This window comes from Serratia sp. CY76391 (assembly GCF_052166695.1).
In the GTDB taxonomy this organism is placed as follows: Bacteria; Pseudomonadota; Gammaproteobacteria; order Enterobacterales; family Enterobacteriaceae; genus Serratia; species Serratia nematodiphila.
Genome location: NZ_JBJNOJ010000011.1, coordinates 14,895 through 32,965 on the forward strand (window position 1 = coordinate 14,895; position 18,071 = coordinate 32,965).

The 18,071-nt window shown below is 61.2% G+C and carries 15 protein-coding genes and 1 rRNA gene; 12 read left to right on the forward strand and 4 right to left on the reverse strand.

Features of this window, described 5'->3' with window-relative positions; all coding sequences use genetic code 11:
• Positions 1-44 precede the first annotated feature (44 nt).
• A complete protein-coding gene (gene proX, locus ACJ8PN_RS19600) occupies positions 45-1,046 on the forward strand; it encodes a glycine betaine/L-proline ABC transporter substrate-binding protein ProX (RefSeq protein WP_004928894.1) in 1,002 nt (333 codons plus the stop codon).
• Positions 1,047-1,076: 30 nt separating this feature from the next.
• Here the strand turns inward: proX and ACJ8PN_RS19605 are convergent, their stop codons facing one another.
• Positions 1,077-1,955, reverse strand: coding sequence for a LysR family transcriptional regulator (locus ACJ8PN_RS19605; RefSeq protein ID WP_351109236.1), 879 nt, complete (start codon positions 1,953-1,955; stop codon positions 1,077-1,079).
• A 105-nt stretch (positions 1,956-2,060) separates the two neighbouring features.
• Here ACJ8PN_RS19605 and ACJ8PN_RS19610 point away from each other — a divergent pair, with 105 nt between their 5' ends.
• The 7 genes from ACJ8PN_RS19610 (at position 2,061) to emrB (ending at position 9,378) form a co-directional block, all read left to right on the forward strand.
• Entirely contained in the window at positions 2,061-3,260 is a 1,200-nt protein-coding gene (locus ACJ8PN_RS19610) for an MFS transporter (protein ID WP_351109238.1), read from the forward strand.
• A 121-nt stretch (positions 3,261-3,381) separates the two neighbouring features.
• Entirely contained in the window at positions 3,382-4,128 is a 747-nt protein-coding gene (locus ACJ8PN_RS19615) for an AzlC family ABC transporter permease (protein ID WP_004928884.1), read from the forward strand.
• Complete coding sequence (ygaH, locus tag ACJ8PN_RS19620) at positions 4,118-4,465, forward strand: L-valine transporter subunit YgaH (RefSeq protein WP_154871585.1); 348 nt, start codon at positions 4,118-4,120, stop codon at positions 4,463-4,465. Before ACJ8PN_RS19615 ends, ygaH begins: the two co-directional genes overlap by 11 nt.
• A 162-nt stretch (positions 4,466-4,627) precedes the next feature.
• Entirely contained in the window at positions 4,628-5,146 is a 519-nt protein-coding gene (gene mprA, locus ACJ8PN_RS19625; RefSeq protein ID WP_004928879.1) for a transcriptional repressor MprA, read from the forward strand.
• 28 nt (positions 5,147-5,174) lie between these two features.
• The gene (locus ACJ8PN_RS19630) at positions 5,175-6,626 is read left to right on the forward strand and encodes an efflux transporter outer membrane subunit (protein WP_351109242.1); all 1,452 of its coding nucleotides are present in this window, start codon (positions 5,175-5,177) and stop codon (positions 6,624-6,626) included.
• A 23-nt stretch (positions 6,627-6,649) separates the two neighbouring features.
• Entirely contained in the window at positions 6,650-7,822 is a 1,173-nt protein-coding gene (emrA, locus tag ACJ8PN_RS19635) for a multidrug efflux MFS transporter periplasmic adaptor subunit EmrA (protein WP_015378875.1), read from the forward strand.
• A 14-nt stretch (positions 7,823-7,836) separates the two neighbouring features.
• The gene (emrB, locus tag ACJ8PN_RS19640; RefSeq protein WP_161800767.1) at positions 7,837-9,378 is read left to right on the forward strand and encodes a multidrug efflux MFS transporter permease subunit EmrB; all 1,542 of its coding nucleotides are present in this window, start codon (positions 7,837-7,839) and stop codon (positions 9,376-9,378) included.
• A 58-nt stretch (positions 9,379-9,436) separates the two neighbouring features.
• Here the strand turns inward: emrB and ACJ8PN_RS19645 are convergent, their stop codons facing one another.
• Positions 9,437-10,525, reverse strand: coding sequence for a tRNA/rRNA methyltransferase (locus tag ACJ8PN_RS19645; protein WP_171454628.1), 1,089 nt, complete (start codon positions 10,523-10,525; stop codon positions 9,437-9,439).
• A 207-nt stretch (positions 10,526-10,732) separates the two neighbouring features.
• Between ACJ8PN_RS19645 and trxC the strand changes: the two genes are divergently transcribed.
• The 4 genes from trxC to pssA all read left to right on the forward strand — a co-directional run bounded on the left by trxC (position 10,733) and on the right by pssA (position 16,161).
• Complete coding sequence (gene trxC / locus ACJ8PN_RS19650; protein ID WP_004928868.1) at positions 10,733-11,152, forward strand: thioredoxin TrxC; 420 nt, start codon at positions 10,733-10,735, stop codon at positions 11,150-11,152.
• Between the two features lie 114 nt (positions 11,153-11,266).
• Positions 11,267-11,956, forward strand: coding sequence for a tRNA-uridine aminocarboxypropyltransferase (locus ACJ8PN_RS19655; protein WP_171454629.1), 690 nt, complete (start codon positions 11,267-11,269; stop codon positions 11,954-11,956).
• A gap of 48 nt (positions 11,957-12,004) precedes the next feature.
• Positions 12,005-14,653, forward strand: a complete 2,649-nt coding sequence (locus ACJ8PN_RS19660) for a bifunctional acetate--CoA ligase family protein/GNAT family N-acetyltransferase (protein ID WP_171454630.1) — start codon at positions 12,005-12,007, stop codon at positions 14,651-14,653.
• A gap of 152 nt (positions 14,654-14,805) precedes the next feature.
• Complete coding sequence (pssA, locus tag ACJ8PN_RS19665) at positions 14,806-16,161, forward strand: CDP-diacylglycerol--serine O-phosphatidyltransferase (protein WP_442535166.1); 1,356 nt, start codon at positions 14,806-14,808, stop codon at positions 16,159-16,161.
• Between the two features lie 36 nt (positions 16,162-16,197).
• On the opposite strand, the gene ACJ8PN_RS19670 is transcribed toward pssA, so the two are convergent.
• Positions 16,198-17,508 (reverse strand): MFS family transporter, encoded by a 1,311-nt coding sequence (locus ACJ8PN_RS19670; RefSeq protein ID WP_351109247.1) that lies wholly within the window; start codon positions 17,506-17,508, stop codon positions 16,198-16,200.
• 436 nt (positions 17,509-17,944) lie between these two features.
• A 5S ribosomal RNA gene (gene rrf, locus ACJ8PN_RS19675) occupies positions 17,945-18,060 on the reverse strand.
• Positions 18,061-18,071: the final 11 nt, after the last annotated feature.

Below are 18,071 nucleotides of genomic sequence, written 5' to 3' on the forward strand. Positions count from 1 at the left end.
CCCGGCGGGCTATGACACCACCACATCGAAAGAGGGGAAACACTATGCGCACCACGGGCATCTGGGCTCTCGCCCTGACGACGCTGATTGGCTCACAGAGCGTGAGCGCGGCAGATTTACCCGGCAAGGGGATCGCGGTACAGCCGGTGCAAAGCACCATTTCCGAAGAGACTTTCCAGACGTTGCTGGTCAGCAAGGCGCTGGAAAAATTGGGTTACGACGTGAAAGAACCGCGTGAAGTGGATTACAACGTCGCCTACACCTCGATCGCCTCCGGTGACGCGACCTTTATCGCGGTCAACTGGGATCCGCTGCACGCCGATCAGTACAAGGCCGCCGGCGGCGACGCCAAGTTCTACCGCGAAGGCGTCTACGTCAACGGCGCCGCGCAGGGCTACCTGATCGACAAGAAAACCGCCGAACAGTACCACATCACCAACGTCGAACAGCTCAAGGATCCCAAGATCGCCAAGCTGTTCGACACCAACGGCGACGGCAAGGCCGATCTGACCGGCTGCACCCCGGGCTGGGGCTGCGAAGCGGTGATCAACCACCACATCAAGGCCTATGGCCTGAGCAACACCGTCGAGCACAATCAGGGCAACTACGCGGCGATGATCGCCGACACCATCACCCGCTACAAAGAAGGCAAACCGGTGCTGTATTACACCTGGACGCCGTACTGGGTCAGCGATGTGATGGTGCCGGGCCGCGACGTGGTCTGGCTGCAGGTGCCGTTTTCCTCCCTGCCGGGCGAGCAGAAAAACGTTGACACCAAACTGCCTAACGGCGCCAACTACGGCTTCCCGGTCAACACCATGCGCATCGCCGCCAACAAGCAGTGGGCCGCAGCCAATCCGGCGGCCGCCAAGCTGTTCGCCATCATGAAGCTGCCGATCGCCGACATCAACGCGCAAAACCTGCGCATGCATGAAGGCCAGGCTTCGGAAGCCGATATCCAGAACCACGTTAACGGCTGGATCAAGGCGCACCAGGCCACCTTCGACGGCTGGGTGAAAACCGCCGCCGCAGCGGCGAAGCCGTAACCGTTCAGGGGCGCCGCCTTTGCCGCGCCCCTACCCCGCCAGATCGATGCCGCTGAACTGTAAAAAACGTGCGGCGGCGTTCGACAAGGGCTGCGGCCAAATGCAATACACCTGGCGCCGCGGCCCGTCTTCAATCGGAATCGACACCAACGCGCTTAAGCGTTGCGCGGTCGAGACAGGTACGATACCCGCCGCCAACCCGCGCCGCACCAAATTCTCCAGCCATTCGATATGATCGATCTCAAAACTGACGTGCCGGCGGATGCCCGCCGCCAGGAAGGCGCGATCGGTTTGGCGCCGCGCGCCGGTGCCGCTGTAGAAATCCACCAGCGGCACTTCCGCCAGCGCTTGCAGGTTGACCCGCTCGCGGTGGGCCAACGGGTGCTGCGGCGCCACCAGCGCCACCAGCGGCTCATCGGTCAACTGCCGGTGCGACATCGGCAGTAAATCGACATCGCCGGGCCAGATGCCGACAAACGCCATATCACACTTCTGCTGACGCACGTCCTCCAACAGGGCTTCGCTCATGCCAACGTAAAGGCGGATGTTCACCGCCGGATAGTGGCGATGAAACTTGTCGAGCTTTTCGGTCAGATCAATCGCGTTTATGGTTGAAATCGTGCCGATGGTCAGGGTGCCGGACACCGCATCGCCGGCGGCGGTCACCTCTTCCACCAGCGCCTGCTGCGCCGCCAACAGCCGCTGCGCCGACGGAATGAAAGCCTGGCCGGCGGGGGTCAACCGCACCCGGCGCGAGGTGCGTTCAAACAGCGTACAGCCCAGCTCTTCTTCCAGTTTGGCGATCTGGTGGCTGAGCGCCGACTGCACCGTATGGCAGCGCTGCGCCGCCCGGGTGAAACTCTGTTCTTCCGCCACCGCCAGCGCATAGCGGATCTGTTTCAGGTTCATGGCATCTATCTTGAAATGAGATAAATCAAATGAAAATTATACATTGGTTTCCGCAGACGCATTGCCGGATACTGCGCGCCATCTTCTTTCCGTGATGAAAAAACCATGAGCCAACAAAACGCCCATCCGGGCCTCAGCCCGGCGCTGACCGTGCTGATCGCCATCGCCACCGGCCTGGCGGTCGCCAGCAACTATTACGCGCAACCGCTGCTGGAAACCATCGCCACCGGTTTCAACCTGTCGGTCAACCAGGCCGGCTTTATCGTCACCGCCGCGCAGCTCGGTTACGCCACCGGCCTGCTGCTGCTGGTGCCGCTCGGCGATATGTTCGAGCGCCGCGGGCTGATCGTGTTCATGACGCTGCTGGCTGCCGGCGGCATGCTGATCACCGCCACCTCCGCCACGCTGCCGATGATGATCCTCGGCACCGCGCTCACCGGGCTGTTCTCGGTAGTGGCGCAGATCCTGGTGCCGCTGGCCGCCACGCTGGCCCACCCGGAAAAGCGCGGCAAGACCGTCGGCATCATCATGAGCGGCCTGCTGCTCGGCATCCTGCTGGCGCGCACCGTCGCGGGCGCACTGGCGTCGTTCGGCGGCTGGCGCACCATCTACTGGGTCGCCAGCGTGCTGATGATCCTGATGGCGCTGATCCTGTGGCGCGCGCTGCCGCGCTATAAGCAACACTCCGGGCTGAACTACCCGCAGCTGCTGGCCTCGATCTTCAGCCTGTTCTGCCGCATGCCGCTGCTGCGCACTCGCGCCATCCTCGGCGCCCTGTCGTTCGCCAACTTCAGCGTGCTCTGGACCTCAATGGCCTTTCTGCTCGCCGCGCCGCCGTTCAACTATTCCGAGGGAGTGATTGGGCTGTTCGGCCTGGTGGGCGCCGCCGGGGCGCTGGCCGCTTCGCGCGCCGGGCATCTGGCGGACAAAGGCAAGGCCGGGCTGACCACCACCGTCGGCCTGGCGTTGCTGCTGCTGTCCTGGATCCCTATCGCGTTCGCCAAACAATCGCTGTGGGCGCTGATCGCCGGCATCCTGATCCTCGATCTGGCGGTGCAGGCGGTACACGTCACCAACCAGAGCGTGATGTACCGCATCATGCCGGACGCGCGCAACCGCCTGACCGCCGGCTACATGACCAGCTACTTTATCGGCGGCGCGCTCGGTTCGCTGCTCTCCGCCTCGGCCTATCAACATGCCGGCTGGTACGGCGTGGCCGCCGCCGGCGGGGTGTTATGCCTGCTCAACCTGCTGACCTGGTGGCTCGGCAAGCACCACGATCCGCAGGGGCCGGCGACAATCTGATTATCGTGCAAATAGTCACTAAAGAAATTTATTAGCGGTGCAGGGTATAAACATTACTTACTCTCTGGTAATGTTCTGGTCATAAACTATTGAAGTCCTATCTACCCTGCGATCCACAACCATGCAAAGCCAAGCTGCAGACAGCCTCAATCCGCCCGCCGTCAGCGCCACCTTCGCCAACGGTGTCGTCGACAGTTTGCCGATCGTCATCGGGTATGTCCCGGTGGCGTTCGCCTTCGGCCTCAGCGCCGTCAAACTGGGTTTTTCCCCACTGGAAAGCATTTTCTTCTCCTGCATCATCTACGCCGGCGCCAGCCAGTTCGTGATCACCGCCCTGCTGAGCGCCGGGATGTCGCTGTGGGTCTCCGCATTGACGGTGATGGCGATGGACGTGCGCCACCTGCTGTACGGCCCGGCGCTGCGTCACCGCATCGTCTCGCGCATGTCGCCCGGCAAAACGGCGATATGGGCCTTTGGCCTGACCGATGAGGTCTTCGCCGCCGCCACCGCCAGGCTGATGCGCAATAACCGCAGCTGGAGCGAAAACTGGATGCTGGGCATCGCGCTCTGTTCCTGGCTCTCCTGGGTGGCCGGCACCGCGCTCGGCGCGCTGTTCGGCAACGGCCCGCTGGAGCAGTTCCCGGTGATCGAGGCCTCGCTGGCCTTCATGCTGCCGGCGCTGTTTCTCAGTTTCCTGCTGGCCGCCTTCCGCCGCCCGCAGAGCCTGACTATCGCCGCCGCGCTGGCCGGCGCGCTGCTCGGCGTGGTGCTGTTCTCCATTCCGGTCGCCATTTTGGCCGGCATCGGAGCCGGCTGCATTGCCGCCCTGTTCCAGCCAGCCCCTGCGGAGGCCAGCCATGAACATTGATGTGCTGGTGATCGGCCTGGTGGTGGGCTGCGCCAATTACCTGTTCCGTTATCTGCCGCTGCGGCTGGCGCCGGCGCGCGCCCAGCCCGGCCTCAAACGCGGTAAAGCCGCCCTGTTGCTCGACAGCATTGGCATCGCCTCGATCTGCGCCCTGCTGGTGGTCTCCAGCACGCCGGTGGTGATGCGCGAGCCGGACAAGCTGCTGCCGACGTTGGTGGGGTTCGCCGCGCTGGCACTGTGCTTCTACCGCAGCAAAAGCATCATTCTGTCGACGCTGCTCGGCGCAACGGCCTTTGGCGTCACATTAAAACTGTTAATGATTTTCGGTGCAGGCTGACGCCGCTCCCGATCGTTTGGCTTCACACTGGCGTTTTCAGGCGCCACATCTTTACAAACACTGACAAATGACACGAATTGCTAAATTATCCGCACGGCTGAACATTTACATTATTTGTCACCGTCGTTACTATCTCGAACGAAATTAATGAGGCCCTAAATTATGGAAAGCTCGTTTGCCCCCATAGAACAAATGCTGAATTTCCGCGCCACGCGGCAGAAAGATTTCCCTTATCAGGAGATCCTGCTGACCCGCCTGTGCATGCACATGCAAGGCAAGCTGCTGGAAAACCGCAATAAGATGCTGAAAGCGCAGGGGATTAACGAAACACTGTTTATGGCGCTGATTACCCTGGATGCGCAGGAAAGCCACAGCATCCAACCTTCTGAGCTAAGCTCTGCCCTGGGCTCCTCGCGCACCAATGCAACCCGCATCGCCGACGAGCTGGAGAAGCGCGGCTGGATCGAACGCCGGGAAAGCGACAACGATCGCCGCTGCCTGCATCTGCATCTGACGCCGCAGGGGGAAGAATTTCTCAGTCAACTGCTGCCGCCGCAGCACCAATGTCTGCATTTCCTGTGGTCCACGCTGACCGACGATGAGCAAAAACAGCTGGAACAGCTGACGCGCAAATTGCTGGCACGTCTGGATCAAATGGAAATCACAGAACAGTTACCCTAATTCACAATTTCTGTTCAGGTACCTACTTATGCGATCCCCATTTCACTGGAGATTCACCCCGCTGTTCGCCGTGTTGCTGCTGGCCGGGTGTGCTTCGACCGACAATATTGCCCCGCAATCCACGCTGATGGATCCGCAGAGCCTGCAGTTGGCTCAGCCGAAAGTCAGTTCGCTGGCCGTCAGCCCGCAGTGGTGGCGCGCCCTCAAGGATCCGCAGTTGGATAGCCTGATGACGCAGACGCTGCAAAGTTCGCCGACCCTGCGTCAGGCCGCCGCCCGCGTGCGCGAAGCGCAGAGCGTGGTAGGCGAAGCCAGCGCCGCCAACGGGCCGAACCTGGATCTGAACGCCAGCACCCAGCGCCAGCGTGTGCCGCAAAACGTCAATATGGGCTTGGGGTATCCGCATAAGCCGATCTATTCAAGCTCCAACTCGCTGGGGTTGAACCTGGCGTACGAGTTCGACTGGTGGGGCAAATACCGCAACCAGGTGAACGCCGCCAAGGCGCAAGTGAACGCAGCACGCGCCGAGCAGGAACAGGCGGCGCTGACGCTGACCAGCTCGGTGGCGTCCGCCTACTACCAGCTGCAGAGCAATCTCGCGCTCGAGAAGCTGCTGCAGCAGGAAGTAAACAACAATGAGCGCCTGACCGCGCTGCGCCAACAGCGCTATCAGGCCGGGCTGACCGGTGTTGATGTGCCGCAACAAACCCAGGCGCAGTCCGACGTCGCCAAGCAGCAGATCCTGCAGCTGCAGTCGCAAATCGAACAGCTCAGACACCAGCTCGCCGCGCTGGCGGGCCAGGGGCCGAACGCCATGCAGCACCTGCGTCAGGTGCCTTTGCCCGCAGACAACCTGATGGCGCCGCAGGGCGAGCTGACGGCGGATCTGCTGGGCAAACGCCCGGACATCGCCGCGCAACGCCAGCTGGTGGAGTCTTACAGCCAGCGCGTCAGCGCCGCGCGTAAAGAGTTTTACCCCAGCCTGACCATTTCAGCCTTCGCCGGCCTGATGACCACCAATACCAGTGGCACCAGCCCGAATCTGTTTGAAGCGGCCAGCCAGGCCTGGAACGTGATGCCGGCGATTTCGCTGCCGATCTTCCACGCCGGGGCGCTGCGCAGCAAGCTGGGCGAGGAATCCGCGCTGTATGACGAAGCGGTGGAATCCTACAACCAAACCATCCTGAATGCGGTACAGGAAACCGCCGACGCCATCACCATCCAGCAGAGTTCTGCGCAGCAGCAACTGCAGGCGGCGTCCGCGGCCCAGTCGATGCAACAGGTGTATCAGGTCGCCAACGCCCGTTACCAGGCAGGGATTATCGGGCGCGACGATCTGTTGACCAGCCAGACGCAGCTATTGCAGCAGCAACAGGCGGAGTTGAATGCCAGCAGCAATTTACTGCAGGCGAAGATAGGACTGATCCGCGCGTTGGGCGGTGGCTATCAGGCCCCGGCCGCAGCGGATTCGAAAGCATAATAATATAAGGCTTGGAGAACACCATGAGCGCAAGCGCGGAAACCCAAAACCCGCAGCAGCCGAGCGGCAAAAAGAAGCAGCGCAAATTTTGGCTGCTGTTGCTGACGGTTATTTTCATTGTTATAGGGGTGGCTTATTTAGTGTATTGGTTCCTGGTGCTGCGTCATCACCAGGAAACCGACGACGCCTACGTCTCCGGCAACCAGGTGCAGATCATGGCCCAGGTGTCCGGCAGCGTGAACAGCGTCAACTTCGACAACACCGACTACGTCAAGCAGGGCGACGTGCTGCTGACGCTCGATCCGACCGATGCCGAGCAGGCGTTTGAACGCGCCAAGACCGGCCTGGCCAACAGCGTGCGTCAGACCCACCAGCTGATCATCAACAGCAAGCAGTATCAGGCCAACATCGCCCTGCGCAAGACCGATCTGAGCAAGGCCGAGAACGATCTGAAACGCCGCGTGGTGCTGGGCAGCGTTGACGCCATCGGCCGCGAAGAGCTGCAACACGCTCGCGATGCGGTCGACAGCGCCAAAGCCGCGCTGGAAGTGGCGGTACAGCAATACAACGCCAACCAGGCGATGGTGCTGAATACTCCGCTGGAACAGCAGCCGGCGATCCAACAGGCCGCCGCGCAGATGCGCGACGCCTGGCTGGCGCTGCAGCGTACCAAGGTGATCAGCCCGATTACCGGCTATGTCTCGCGCCGCAGCGTGCAGGTCGGCGCGCAGATCGCCGCCGGTTCGCCGCTGATGGCGGTGGTGCCGGCCGATCACATCTGGGTTGACGCCAACTTCAAGGAAACCCAGATCGCCAATATGCGTATCGGCCAGCCGGCGACGGTGGTCAGCGACGTCTACGGCGACGACGTGGTGTATCAGGGCAAAGTGGCCGGTATCGACATGGGCACCGGCAGCGCCTTCTCGCTGCTGCCGGCGCAAAACGCCACCGGCAACTGGATCAAGGTGGTGCAACGTCTGCCGGTGCGTATTGAGCTCGACGCCAAGCAGGTGGCCGATCATCCGCTGCGCATCGGTCTTTCGACGCTGGTGACCGTCGACACCGCCAATCTGGACGGCCGCGTGCTGGCCGACGTGGTGCGCGACAAACCGCTGTATCAGAGCGACGCGCTGGCGTTGAATCTGGCGCCGGTTAACCAGCTGATCGCCGACGTGATCCATGCGAACGCCGGCTAAGCGCGCGGGAGGCCATCTTGCCACAGAAACCGCTTGAAGGTGCCCAGCTTGCCTGGATGACGGTCGCGCTCGCCATGGCGACCTTCATGCAAGTGCTGGACTCCACCATCGCCAACGTGGCGATCCCCACCATTTCCGGTAACCTCGGGTCTTCCAACTCGCAGGGTACCTGGGTGATCACCTCGTTCGGCGTGGCGAACGCCATCTCGATTCCGATCACCGGCTGGCTGGCGAAGCGTTTCGGCGAAGTGCGGCTGTTCCTTTGGTCCACCGCGCTGTTCGCCATCGCCTCCTGGCTGTGCGGCATCTCCAACAGCCTTGGCATGCTGATCTTCTTCCGCGTGATCCAGGGCGTGGTGGCCGGGCCGCTGATCCCGCTGTCGCAGAGTTTGTTGTTGAACAACTACCCGCCCGCCAAGCGAGCGATGGCCCTGGCGCTGTGGTCGATGACCGTTATCGTCGCGCCAATCTTCGGGCCGATCCTCGGCGGCTACATCAGCGACAACTACCATTGGGGCTGGATCTTCTTCATCAACATCCCGATCGGCGTCTTCGTGATCGTGGCGGCGATGGCGACGTTGAAGGGGCGGGAAACCAAAACCGAGATCAAACCGATCGACACCGTCGGCCTGGTATTGCTGATCGTCGGCATCGGTTCTCTGCAGATCATGCTCGATCAGGGCAAGGAGCTGGACTGGTTCAACTCGACCGAGATCATCACGCTCACCGTCGTGGCGGTGGTGGCGCTGCTGTTCCTGGTGGTGTGGGAGCTGACGGACGACCATCCGGTGGTGGATCTGTCGCTGTTCAAGTCGCGCAACTTCACCATCGGCTGCCTGTGCATCAGCCTGGCGTACATGCTGTACTTCGGCGCCATCGTGCTGCTGCCGCAGCTGTTGCAAGAGGTGTACGGCTATACCGCCACCTGGGCGGGGCTGGCGTCGGCGCCGGTCGGGCTGATCCCGGTGTTGCTGTCGCCGATCATCGGCAAGTTCGGCAACCGGCTCGACATGCGCCGGCTGGTGACCTTCAGCTTCATCATGTATGCCGTGTGCTTCTACTGGCGCGCCTATACGTTTGAACCGGGCATGGACTTCGGCGCATCCGCCTGGCCACAGTTCGTTCAGGGCTTCGCCATCGCCTGCTTCTTCATGCCGTTGACCACCATCACGCTGTCCGGCCTGCCGCCGGAACGCATGGCGGCGGCATCGAGCCTGTCGAACTTCACGCGAACGCTGGCGGGTTCGATCGGTACCTCGATCACCACCACCCTGTGGACGCAGCGCGAATCGCAGCACCATTCGCAACTGACGGAGTTCGTCAACCCGTACAACCCGCAGTCGCAGGAGATGTACCGGCAACTGGAGCAGCTCGGCATGAGCAAGCAGCAGGCGTCGGCGTATATCGCCAACGAGATCACCGCGCAGGGCCTGATCATCTCCGCCAACGAGATATTCTGGCTGTCGGCCGGGGTGTTCCTGGTGTTGCTGGTACTGGTGTGGGTGGCGAAACCGCCATTCAGCTCCGGCGGCGGCGGAGGCGGCGGCGCTCACTAAGCTTCAATAAACGAAACGGGCGCCCTGGGGCGCCCGTTTTTTTATCCGACGTAGAAAATTACGCCTGATTCTGACGCCACCAGTCCGCCAGCAGAATGCCGGTCGCCACGGAAACGTTCAGGCTTTCCACCTTGCCGGTGCCGCCGATGGACACGTTCATATCGCCCTGCTGCCAGGCGCTGTCGCTCAGACCGTCGCGTTCCTGGCCCAGCACCAGCACCATCTTGGCCGGCAGCTTGGCCTGCGCCAGCACGGTGCCTTTGTGGCTGGAGGTGGTGACGATGGTGTAACCCGCCTTGCGGAAGGTATCCAGCACCGACAGGAAATCATCGGCGTTGATCGCCTTGATGTGCTCCGCGCCGCCTTCTGCGGTGCGCACCGCCGCGCCGGATTCCAGCAGCGCCGGATCCTGCAGCAGCACGCCGTTGACGCCGAAGTGGGCGCAAGAACGGACGATGGCGCCCAGGTTATGCGGGTTGCCCACTTCTTCCAGCGCCAGCACGCAGTCGGTCGCCGGCGCGGTTTTCAGGTAGGTCTGCGCATCCAGGCCCTGACGCTTTTTGATCAGGAAGCAGACGCCGCCGTGGTGCTCGGTGCCGGAAGCCTTGGCCAGCTCTTCCTCATCCACCACGTGGTAAGCTTTGCGGTTTGCCGCCATCCAGCGCAGCGCTTCGCGGAAGCGCGGGGTGACCGACTGCACGAACCAGGCGCGCACGATCGCTTCCGGACGGCTGGCGAACAACGCCTGACAGGCGTTTTCACCGTAAACGCGGGTTTCTTCCGCGCGCTGGCGGCGCAGTTGCTCAGGATCGATAAAGCTTTTGCCGCTGATGCCGCCATGATCGAACGCCGGCTCTTCATTCGGCGCGCGCGAGACGGTTCTCCACGGCGACTCATTGCCACCGCGATCTTCAGAGCGCGCCGGACGGCGAGGACGATCGCTTTCACTGCGGCGGGAGTCGGCGCCGCGGCGATCGTTGCCGCCGCGCGCCTTGTCTTGACCGGTGCGGCCCGATCGCGCACCGTCAGCCGGACGGCCTTTGCCGGCCGGACGTTTATTCTTGTTACGGTCGTCACCGTTGTCGTCGTCACTGCGGACGTACATCACTTTGACTTTGCCGTTCTTGCCACTAAATGAATCGTTCATTGTCTTCTCCACCAACGCGCAGGGCGCGAAGATTACCTGATGTTGGTGCACGAAGCCACCAACTTGCACTAAAAGCTCCCAACTATCACATCCATTGAACAAACCTCATTGTTCACGCGCCGGGTTTTGCCGATAATTGTCAGCATTAAAGAAACATCTCCGCAACCGCGTTGCGGGGACCATGCTTTCTCTGTACCCGAGGTCAACATGAATACAGTTTGTGCAGCTTGCAATGCCACCAACCGCGTGCCGGAAGAACGTCTGGCGGACAATGCGAAATGCGGCCGCTGCGGCCATGAGCTCTTCGACGGTGAAGTGATCAACGCCACCGCCGCCACGCTGGACCAGTTGCTGCAGGACGATCTGCCGGTCGTGGTCGATTTCTGGGCGCCGTGGTGCGGCCCGTGCCGCAGCTTTGCACCGATCTTTGAAGACGTGGCCGAAGAGCGCGCCGGCAAAGTGCGCTTCGTGAAAGTGAACACCGAAGCCGAGCCGGAGCTGAGCGCCCGTTTCCGCATCCGCAGCATCCCGACCATCATGGTGTTCCGTCAGGGCAAGATGGTCGACATGCTCAACGGCGCGATGCCGAAAGCGCCGTTTGACAACTGGCTCAACGAGTTAGTGTGATTCGGCAAGTATAGGCCGTATCCCGCCATTGCGCGCGAACGCGCCCCGATCGAGCCCGCCCCTCCCGGCGGGCTTTTTTCTGCGTTACAATAGCGGTTTTTCCCCAGGATCGTTATGACCGACAACGCCGTACTTCGCCTGCGCCAATTCCGTTTAGACCGCGCCACCCGCCCTTTTTTGGCGCGCGGTTGCCGGGTGGCGCGTTGTCAGGGTTGCCTGCTGCCGCATAAAAACTGCCTGTGCGACACCATTCGCCCACAGCAGGCCGGCAGCCGTTTCTGCCTGATCATGTTCGGCGCCGAGCCGCTCAAGCCCAGCAACACCGGCCGCCTGATCGCCGATATCCTGCCGGACACCCAGGCGTTCCTCTGGTCGCGCACCGAGGTCGATCCCGCCCTGCTGGCGGCCATCAACGATCCGACACGGCAGCCTTATGTGGTGTTCCCCGCGTCCTACGCCGACGCCGAACGGCCAGTGTTCAGCGCGCTGCCCGTCGGCGGCAAACCGCCGCTGTTCATCATGCTGGACGGTACCTGGGCGGAGGCACGCAAAATGTTCCGTAAAAGCCCGTATCTCAATCAATTCCCGGTGTTTTCCCTCAACGTCGACGTCGCATCAGACTACCAGCTGCGCGAAGCCAGCCGCGCCGAGCAACACTGCACGGCGGAAGTGGCCGCCGCCCTGCTGCAACAGGCGGGCGATCTGCCGGCCGCCGAAGGGTTGAATCAGCATTTTCGCTATTTCCGTCAACAGTATCTGGCGGGAAAACCGACCCGACCGGAGGCACCGGTCACAGCAATGTAGCCATAAAGCGCCTAAAATCAGGCGTAACGTTGCCAAAAGGAGCCGTGCATGAGCCAGCGAGGGTTAGAAGCGCTACTACGTCCCAAATCGATCGCCGTGCTGGGCGCTTCGCAGCAGCCGGGCCGCGCCGGCAACCTGATGATGAGCAACCTGCTGGCCGGCGGTTTCGGCGGCCCCATCCTGCCGGTTACGCCGCGCTACAAGGCGGTATGCGGCGTCATGGCCTATCCCGACGTCGCCAGCCTGCCGCTGACGCCGGATCTGGCGATCATCTGCACCCACGCCAAGCGTAATCTGGCGCTGCTCGACGCGCTGGGGCAGCGCGGCTGTAAAACCGCCATCGTGCTCTCTTCACCGCCAGAACAGTTCGCCGAGCTGAAAGCCTGCGCGCAGCGCTACGCCATGCGGCTGCTGGGCCCCAACAGCCTGGGATTGCTGGCGCCGTGGCAGGGCATTAACGCCAGCTTCTCGCCGGTGCCGATCCAAAAAGGCAAGCTGGCGTTTATCTCGCAGTCCGCCGCCGTCGCCAACACTATTCTCGATTGGGCGCAACAGCGCGAGGTCGGCTTCTCCTATTTCATTGCGCTGGGCGACAGCCTGGATATCGACGTCGACGATCTACTCGACTTTTTGGCGCGCGACGGCAAGACCAGCGCCATCCTGCTGTATCTGGAAAACATCAGCGACGCACGACGCTTTCTCTCTGCCTCGCGCAGCGCCTCACGCAATAAGCCCATTCTGGTGATCAAAAGCGGCCGCAGCCAACAGGCGCAATTACTGCTCAACAGCCAGCAAGGGCTGGACGCCGCTTACGACGCCGCCATCCAGCGCGCCGGCCTGCTGCGCGTGCAGGATACCCATGAGCTGTTCTCAGCGGTGGAAACCCTCAGCCATATGCATCCGCTGCGCGGCGAACGGCTGATGATCGTCAGCAACGGGGCGGCGCCGGCGGCGATGGCGCTGGACGAGCTGCTCGGGCGCAACGGCAAGCTGGCGACGCTGAGCGAGGAGAGCCTGGCGAAGCTGAGCGATGCGATGCCGGATTTCATTCGCGCCGGCAACCCGCTCGATCTGCGCGACGACGCCACGCCGCAGCGCTACCTGGCGGCTCTTGAAGCGCTGCTCGACAGCCACGACTATGACGCGCTGCTGCTGATCCATGCGCCGAGCGCGGCGGCGCCGGGCACCGCCACGGCGCAGCGGCTGATCGACGCGCTGCACCGCCATGCGCGCGGCAAACGCATCACCTTGCTGACCAACTGGTGCGGCGAATACTCTTCTCAAGAGGCACGCCGGCTGTTTACCGAGGCCGCCATTCCCACCTACCGCACGCCGGAAGGCGCTGTGACCGCTTTTATGCATATGGTGGAATACCGCCGCAACCAAAAGCAGCTGAAAGAGACGCCGGCGCTGCCGGTCGGCCTGACCGCCAATACCGCCGACGCTCACCGCCTGATCCATCAGGCGCTGGCCGAAGGCGCCACCCAGTTGGATACCCACGAGGTGCAATCCATTCTGCAGGCTTATGACCTGAGCACCCTGCCGACCTGGATAGCCGAAGACAGCGCCGAAGCGGTACATATCGCCGAACAGATCGGCTACCCGGTAGCGCTGAAGCTGCGCTCGCCGGATATCCCGCACAAGTCGGAAGTTCAGGGCGTCATGCTCTACCTGCGCACCGCGACCGAAGTGCAGCGCGCGGCGGAGGCGATCCTCGACCGCGTGAAGCGCACCTACCCTCAGGCGCGCATCCACGGCTTGCTGGTGCAGAGCATGGCCAACCGCGCCGGCGCCCAGGAGCTGCGCATCGCGGTAGAGCAGGATGCGATTTTCGGCCCGCTGATCATGCTGGGCGAAGGCGGCGTAGAGTGGCGCCAGGAAAATCAGGTGGCGGTCGCGCTGCCGCCGCTGAACATGGCGCTGGCACGTTATCTGGTGCTGCAGGCGGTGAAAGGCGGCAAGATCCGCGGGCGCAGCGCGCTGCGGCCTTTAGATATCCCCGGGCTAAGCCGCTTGCTGGTGCAGGTTTCCAACCTGATCCTCGACTGCCCGGAGATCGCCCGGCTGGATATCCATCCGGTGCTGGCCTCCGGCAGCGAATTCACCCTGCTGGACGTTTCGATGCAACTCGCGCCGTTCAGCGGCGATCCGCAGGCGCGGCTGGCGATCCGCCCTTATCCGCATGAGCTGGAAGAAACCATCGCGCTGAAAGACGGCAGCCAGTGTCTGTTCCGCCCGATCCTGCCCGAAGACGAACCGGCGCTGAAGCATTTCATCGACCGGGTGACCAAGGAAGACCTCTATTATCGCTACTTCAGCGAGATCAATGAGTTTACCCATGACGATTTGGCCAACATGACGCAGATCGACTACGATCGAGAAATGGCCTTTGTGGCGGTGCGCGCAGACGAGATCATCGGCGTGACCCGCGCGCTGTCCGATCCGGACAACACCGACGCCGAATTCGCCGTGCTGGTGCGTTCCGACCTGAAAGGCCTGGGCCTGGGCCGTCAGTTGCTGGAGAAAATGATCGCCTATGCCCGCGCGCATGGCCTGACCCGTCTGAGCGGCATCACCATGCCGAATAACCGCGGCATGATCGCACTGGCGCAGCGGCTGGGCTTTGGCATCGAGGTGCAGCTTGAGGACGGCATCGTCAATCTGACGCTGCCGCTGCGGGCCGCCGACGCGCAGTGACCTGCGTCGCAATGCGCTACGAATCCACCACTTAACGCCAAAACATACGCACAATCGGGGCAACTAATGGTATTATCGCCCGATTATTCGGTTTATTGTTTTTATGCCTGTGGCGTTCTGGCCATCAATCATGAGAGAAGAAACGCACTGTGATGTTGTCAAAATTTAAACGTAGCAAACATCAACAACACCTTGCACAACTGCCCAAACTCCCCCAGACGGTTGCTGATGTTCGTACGTTGTACGCGCCGTCCGATTTTCGCACCACGCTGCTGGACGCCATCGCCAACGCCACCCAACGCATCTATCTGGTGGCCCTGTATCTGGAGCATGACGACGCCGGGCGCGAGATCCTCAATGCGTTGTATCAAGCCAAACAGCGGCGGCCCGAGCTGGAAATCTGCGTACTGGTCGACTGGCACCGCGCACAGCGTGGGCGCATCGGTGCCGCCGCCGCCAATACCAACGCCGACTGGTACTGCGCCATGGCCAGCCAACATCCGGAACAGTCGGTGCCGATCTACGGCGTGCCGGTCAATACCCGCGAAGCGCTGGGCGTATTGCATCTGAAGGGCTTTGTGGTCGACGATACCGTGATCTACAGCGGCGCCAGCATCAACGACGTTTATCTGCATCAGCATGAGAAATACCGTTACGATCGCTATCAGCTGATCACCAACGGCGTGCTGGCCGATACCTTGATCGATTACATCAAGCAGCATCTGCTCACCGCCGGTGCCGTACAGCGCCTCGATCGCAGCGATCGGCCGAAAAGTCCGGAGATCAAAAACGAGACCCGCCTGTTCCGTTTCGCCCTGCGCCGCGCCGGTTACCACTTCCGCGACAAGGCCGGCAACGATGAGCTGGCGGTGACGCCGCTGGTTGGGCTTGGCAAGCAAAGCGTGCTGAATAAAACCATTCATCACCTGATGTCGTGCGCCGACCAGAAACTGACGCTCTGTACCCCCTACTTCAACCTGCCGGCGCTGCTGGTGCGCAACATCATTTATCTGCTGCGCCAGGGTAAACAGGTGGAGATCATTGTCGGCGACAAAACCGCCAACGACTTCTATATTCCTGAAGACCAGCCGTTCAAAATCATCGGCGCACTGCCCTACCTGTACGAGATCAACCTGCGCCGCTTCCTGAGCCGCTTGCAGCGTTATATCGACACCGGGCAGCTGATCGTGCGTCTGTGGAAGGATGGCGATAACAGCTATCACCTGAAAGGCATGTGGGTAGACGAAGAGTGGCAGCTGATTACCGGCAATAATCTCAACCCGCGCGCCTGGCGGCTGGATCTGGAAAACGCCATTCTGATCCACGATCCCAAGCAAGAGATGCGCGAGCAGCGGCAGAAAGAGCTGGAGTGCATCCGTACTCACACCACCGTAGTCGGCCACTATCAGGAGCTGCAAAGCATTCAGCAGTACCCGATCAAGGTGCGCAAGCTGATTCGCCGTCTGCGCCGCATCCGCATCGATCGGCTGATTAGCCGTATCCTGTAAGCGGTACTCTGACCCCGGCCAAGGCCGGGGTTTTTATTACAGCTGTATCTCCTTGCCTTTGCGATGCAATCGAAGCGAAACCAGCAGCGCCAGCAGGCACATGCCGGAGACATACCAGAAGAAAGCGTTCTCCACGCCGAACGATTTTAGCGACAACGCGACATATTCCGCCGAGCCGCCGAACAGGGCGTTCGCCACCGCATAAGACAAGCCCACTCCTAACGCGCGCACCTCCGGCGGGAACATCTCGGCTTTAAGCAGCCCGCTGATCGCGGTGTAAAAGCTGACAACGAACAACGCCAACACGATCAGACCGAACGCCATAAAGGGGTTGGTCACCTCTTTCAAGGCAAACAGGATCGGCACCGTCAACACCGTGGCGAAGGCTGAGAAGATCAGCATCGAGCTGCGACGGCCGATTTTGTCCGAAAACGCGCCTACTGCAGGCTGCAGCAGCATAAAGACGAATAGCGCAACGGTCATGATGGCGCTGGCCAGCTTGGCGTCCATACCGGCGGTGTTCACCAGGTATTTCTGCATGTAGGTGGTGAAGGTGTAGAAGGTCAGTGAACCGGCGGCGGTAAAGCCCAGCACCATCAGGAACGCCTTGCGATTTTTCCACAGCCCCGTCAGCGAACCGGCATCTTTGTGGTTACGCGTCTTCGCATCGGAGGTTTCATTCAGCGAGCGGCGCAGGTAAAGCGCCACCACCGCCAACACGGCCCCCAAGGCAAACGGAATACGCCATCCCCAGGCTTTCAGCTCTTCGGCGGGCAATATCTGCTGCAAGATCACCAAGACCAGCAGCGCCAACAGTTGCCCGCCAATCAGCGTCACGTACTGGAACGATGCGTAGAAGCCACGCCGCCCCTTGATTGCCACCTCGCTCATGTAGGTGGCGCTGGTGCCATACTCGCCGCCCACCGACAACCCCTGAAACAATCGAGCGATCAGCAGCAGCGCCGGGGCCCAACTGCCGATCGATTCATACGTCGGCAGGCAGGCGATCACCAGCGATCCGGCGCACATCATGCAGACTGAAAGCAGCATTGAGTTTTTTCTGCCATGCCTGTCGGCAATATAGCCGAACAGCCAGCCGCCGATCGGCCGCATAAAGAAACCGGCGGCGAATACCCCGGCGGTTTGCAACAGCTGCGTGGTGCTGTTGCCCGCCGGAAAGAACGAGGCGGCAAAGTAAATGGAACAGAAGGAGTAAACGTAAAAATCAAACCACTCCACCAGATTGCCTGATGAAGCTCCGACGATAGCGAAAATGCGTTTCTTGTTATCCAGCGCCCCCTGTTCGACGCCGTGCTCATCCCCAAGAGCCGAGGTTGTTTCTGTCATGATATTTTCTCCGAGCCATAGCAATGATGAAATTCGGCTTCCTGCCGCCCTGGTTGTTACTTTATTGTTATTTATAAGTTAACAGCCAAACTTAATAGCGGACGAAGAATATCTGACATTCAGAGAAACAATGCGTTGGTTTTGTGATGAATATTAAACAGTACGATGAAAGCTGAAGCGGGTTACAACGGGGATTTTCCATTCTTCCCATAGCAAAAAGCCTTGAGGGTTTTCGGCTTTATTTGATGCCTGGCAGTTTATGGCGGGCGTCCTGCCCGCCCCCCTTCGGGCCGTTGCTTCGCAACGTTCAAATCCGCTCCCGGCGGATTTGTCCTACACCATTCGTCTCAGGATGCCCATGCTCGGGCAGAACGCCAGATAACAGACAAAACAACAAGCCCCATGCTTTCGCATGAGGCTTGTTGTTTTATTTGATGCCTGGCGGTGTCCTACTCTCGCATGGGGAGACCCCACACTACCATCGGCGCTACGGCGTTTCACTTCTGAGTTCGGCATGGGGTCAGGTGGGACCACCGCGCTATTGCCGCCAGGCAAATTCGTTT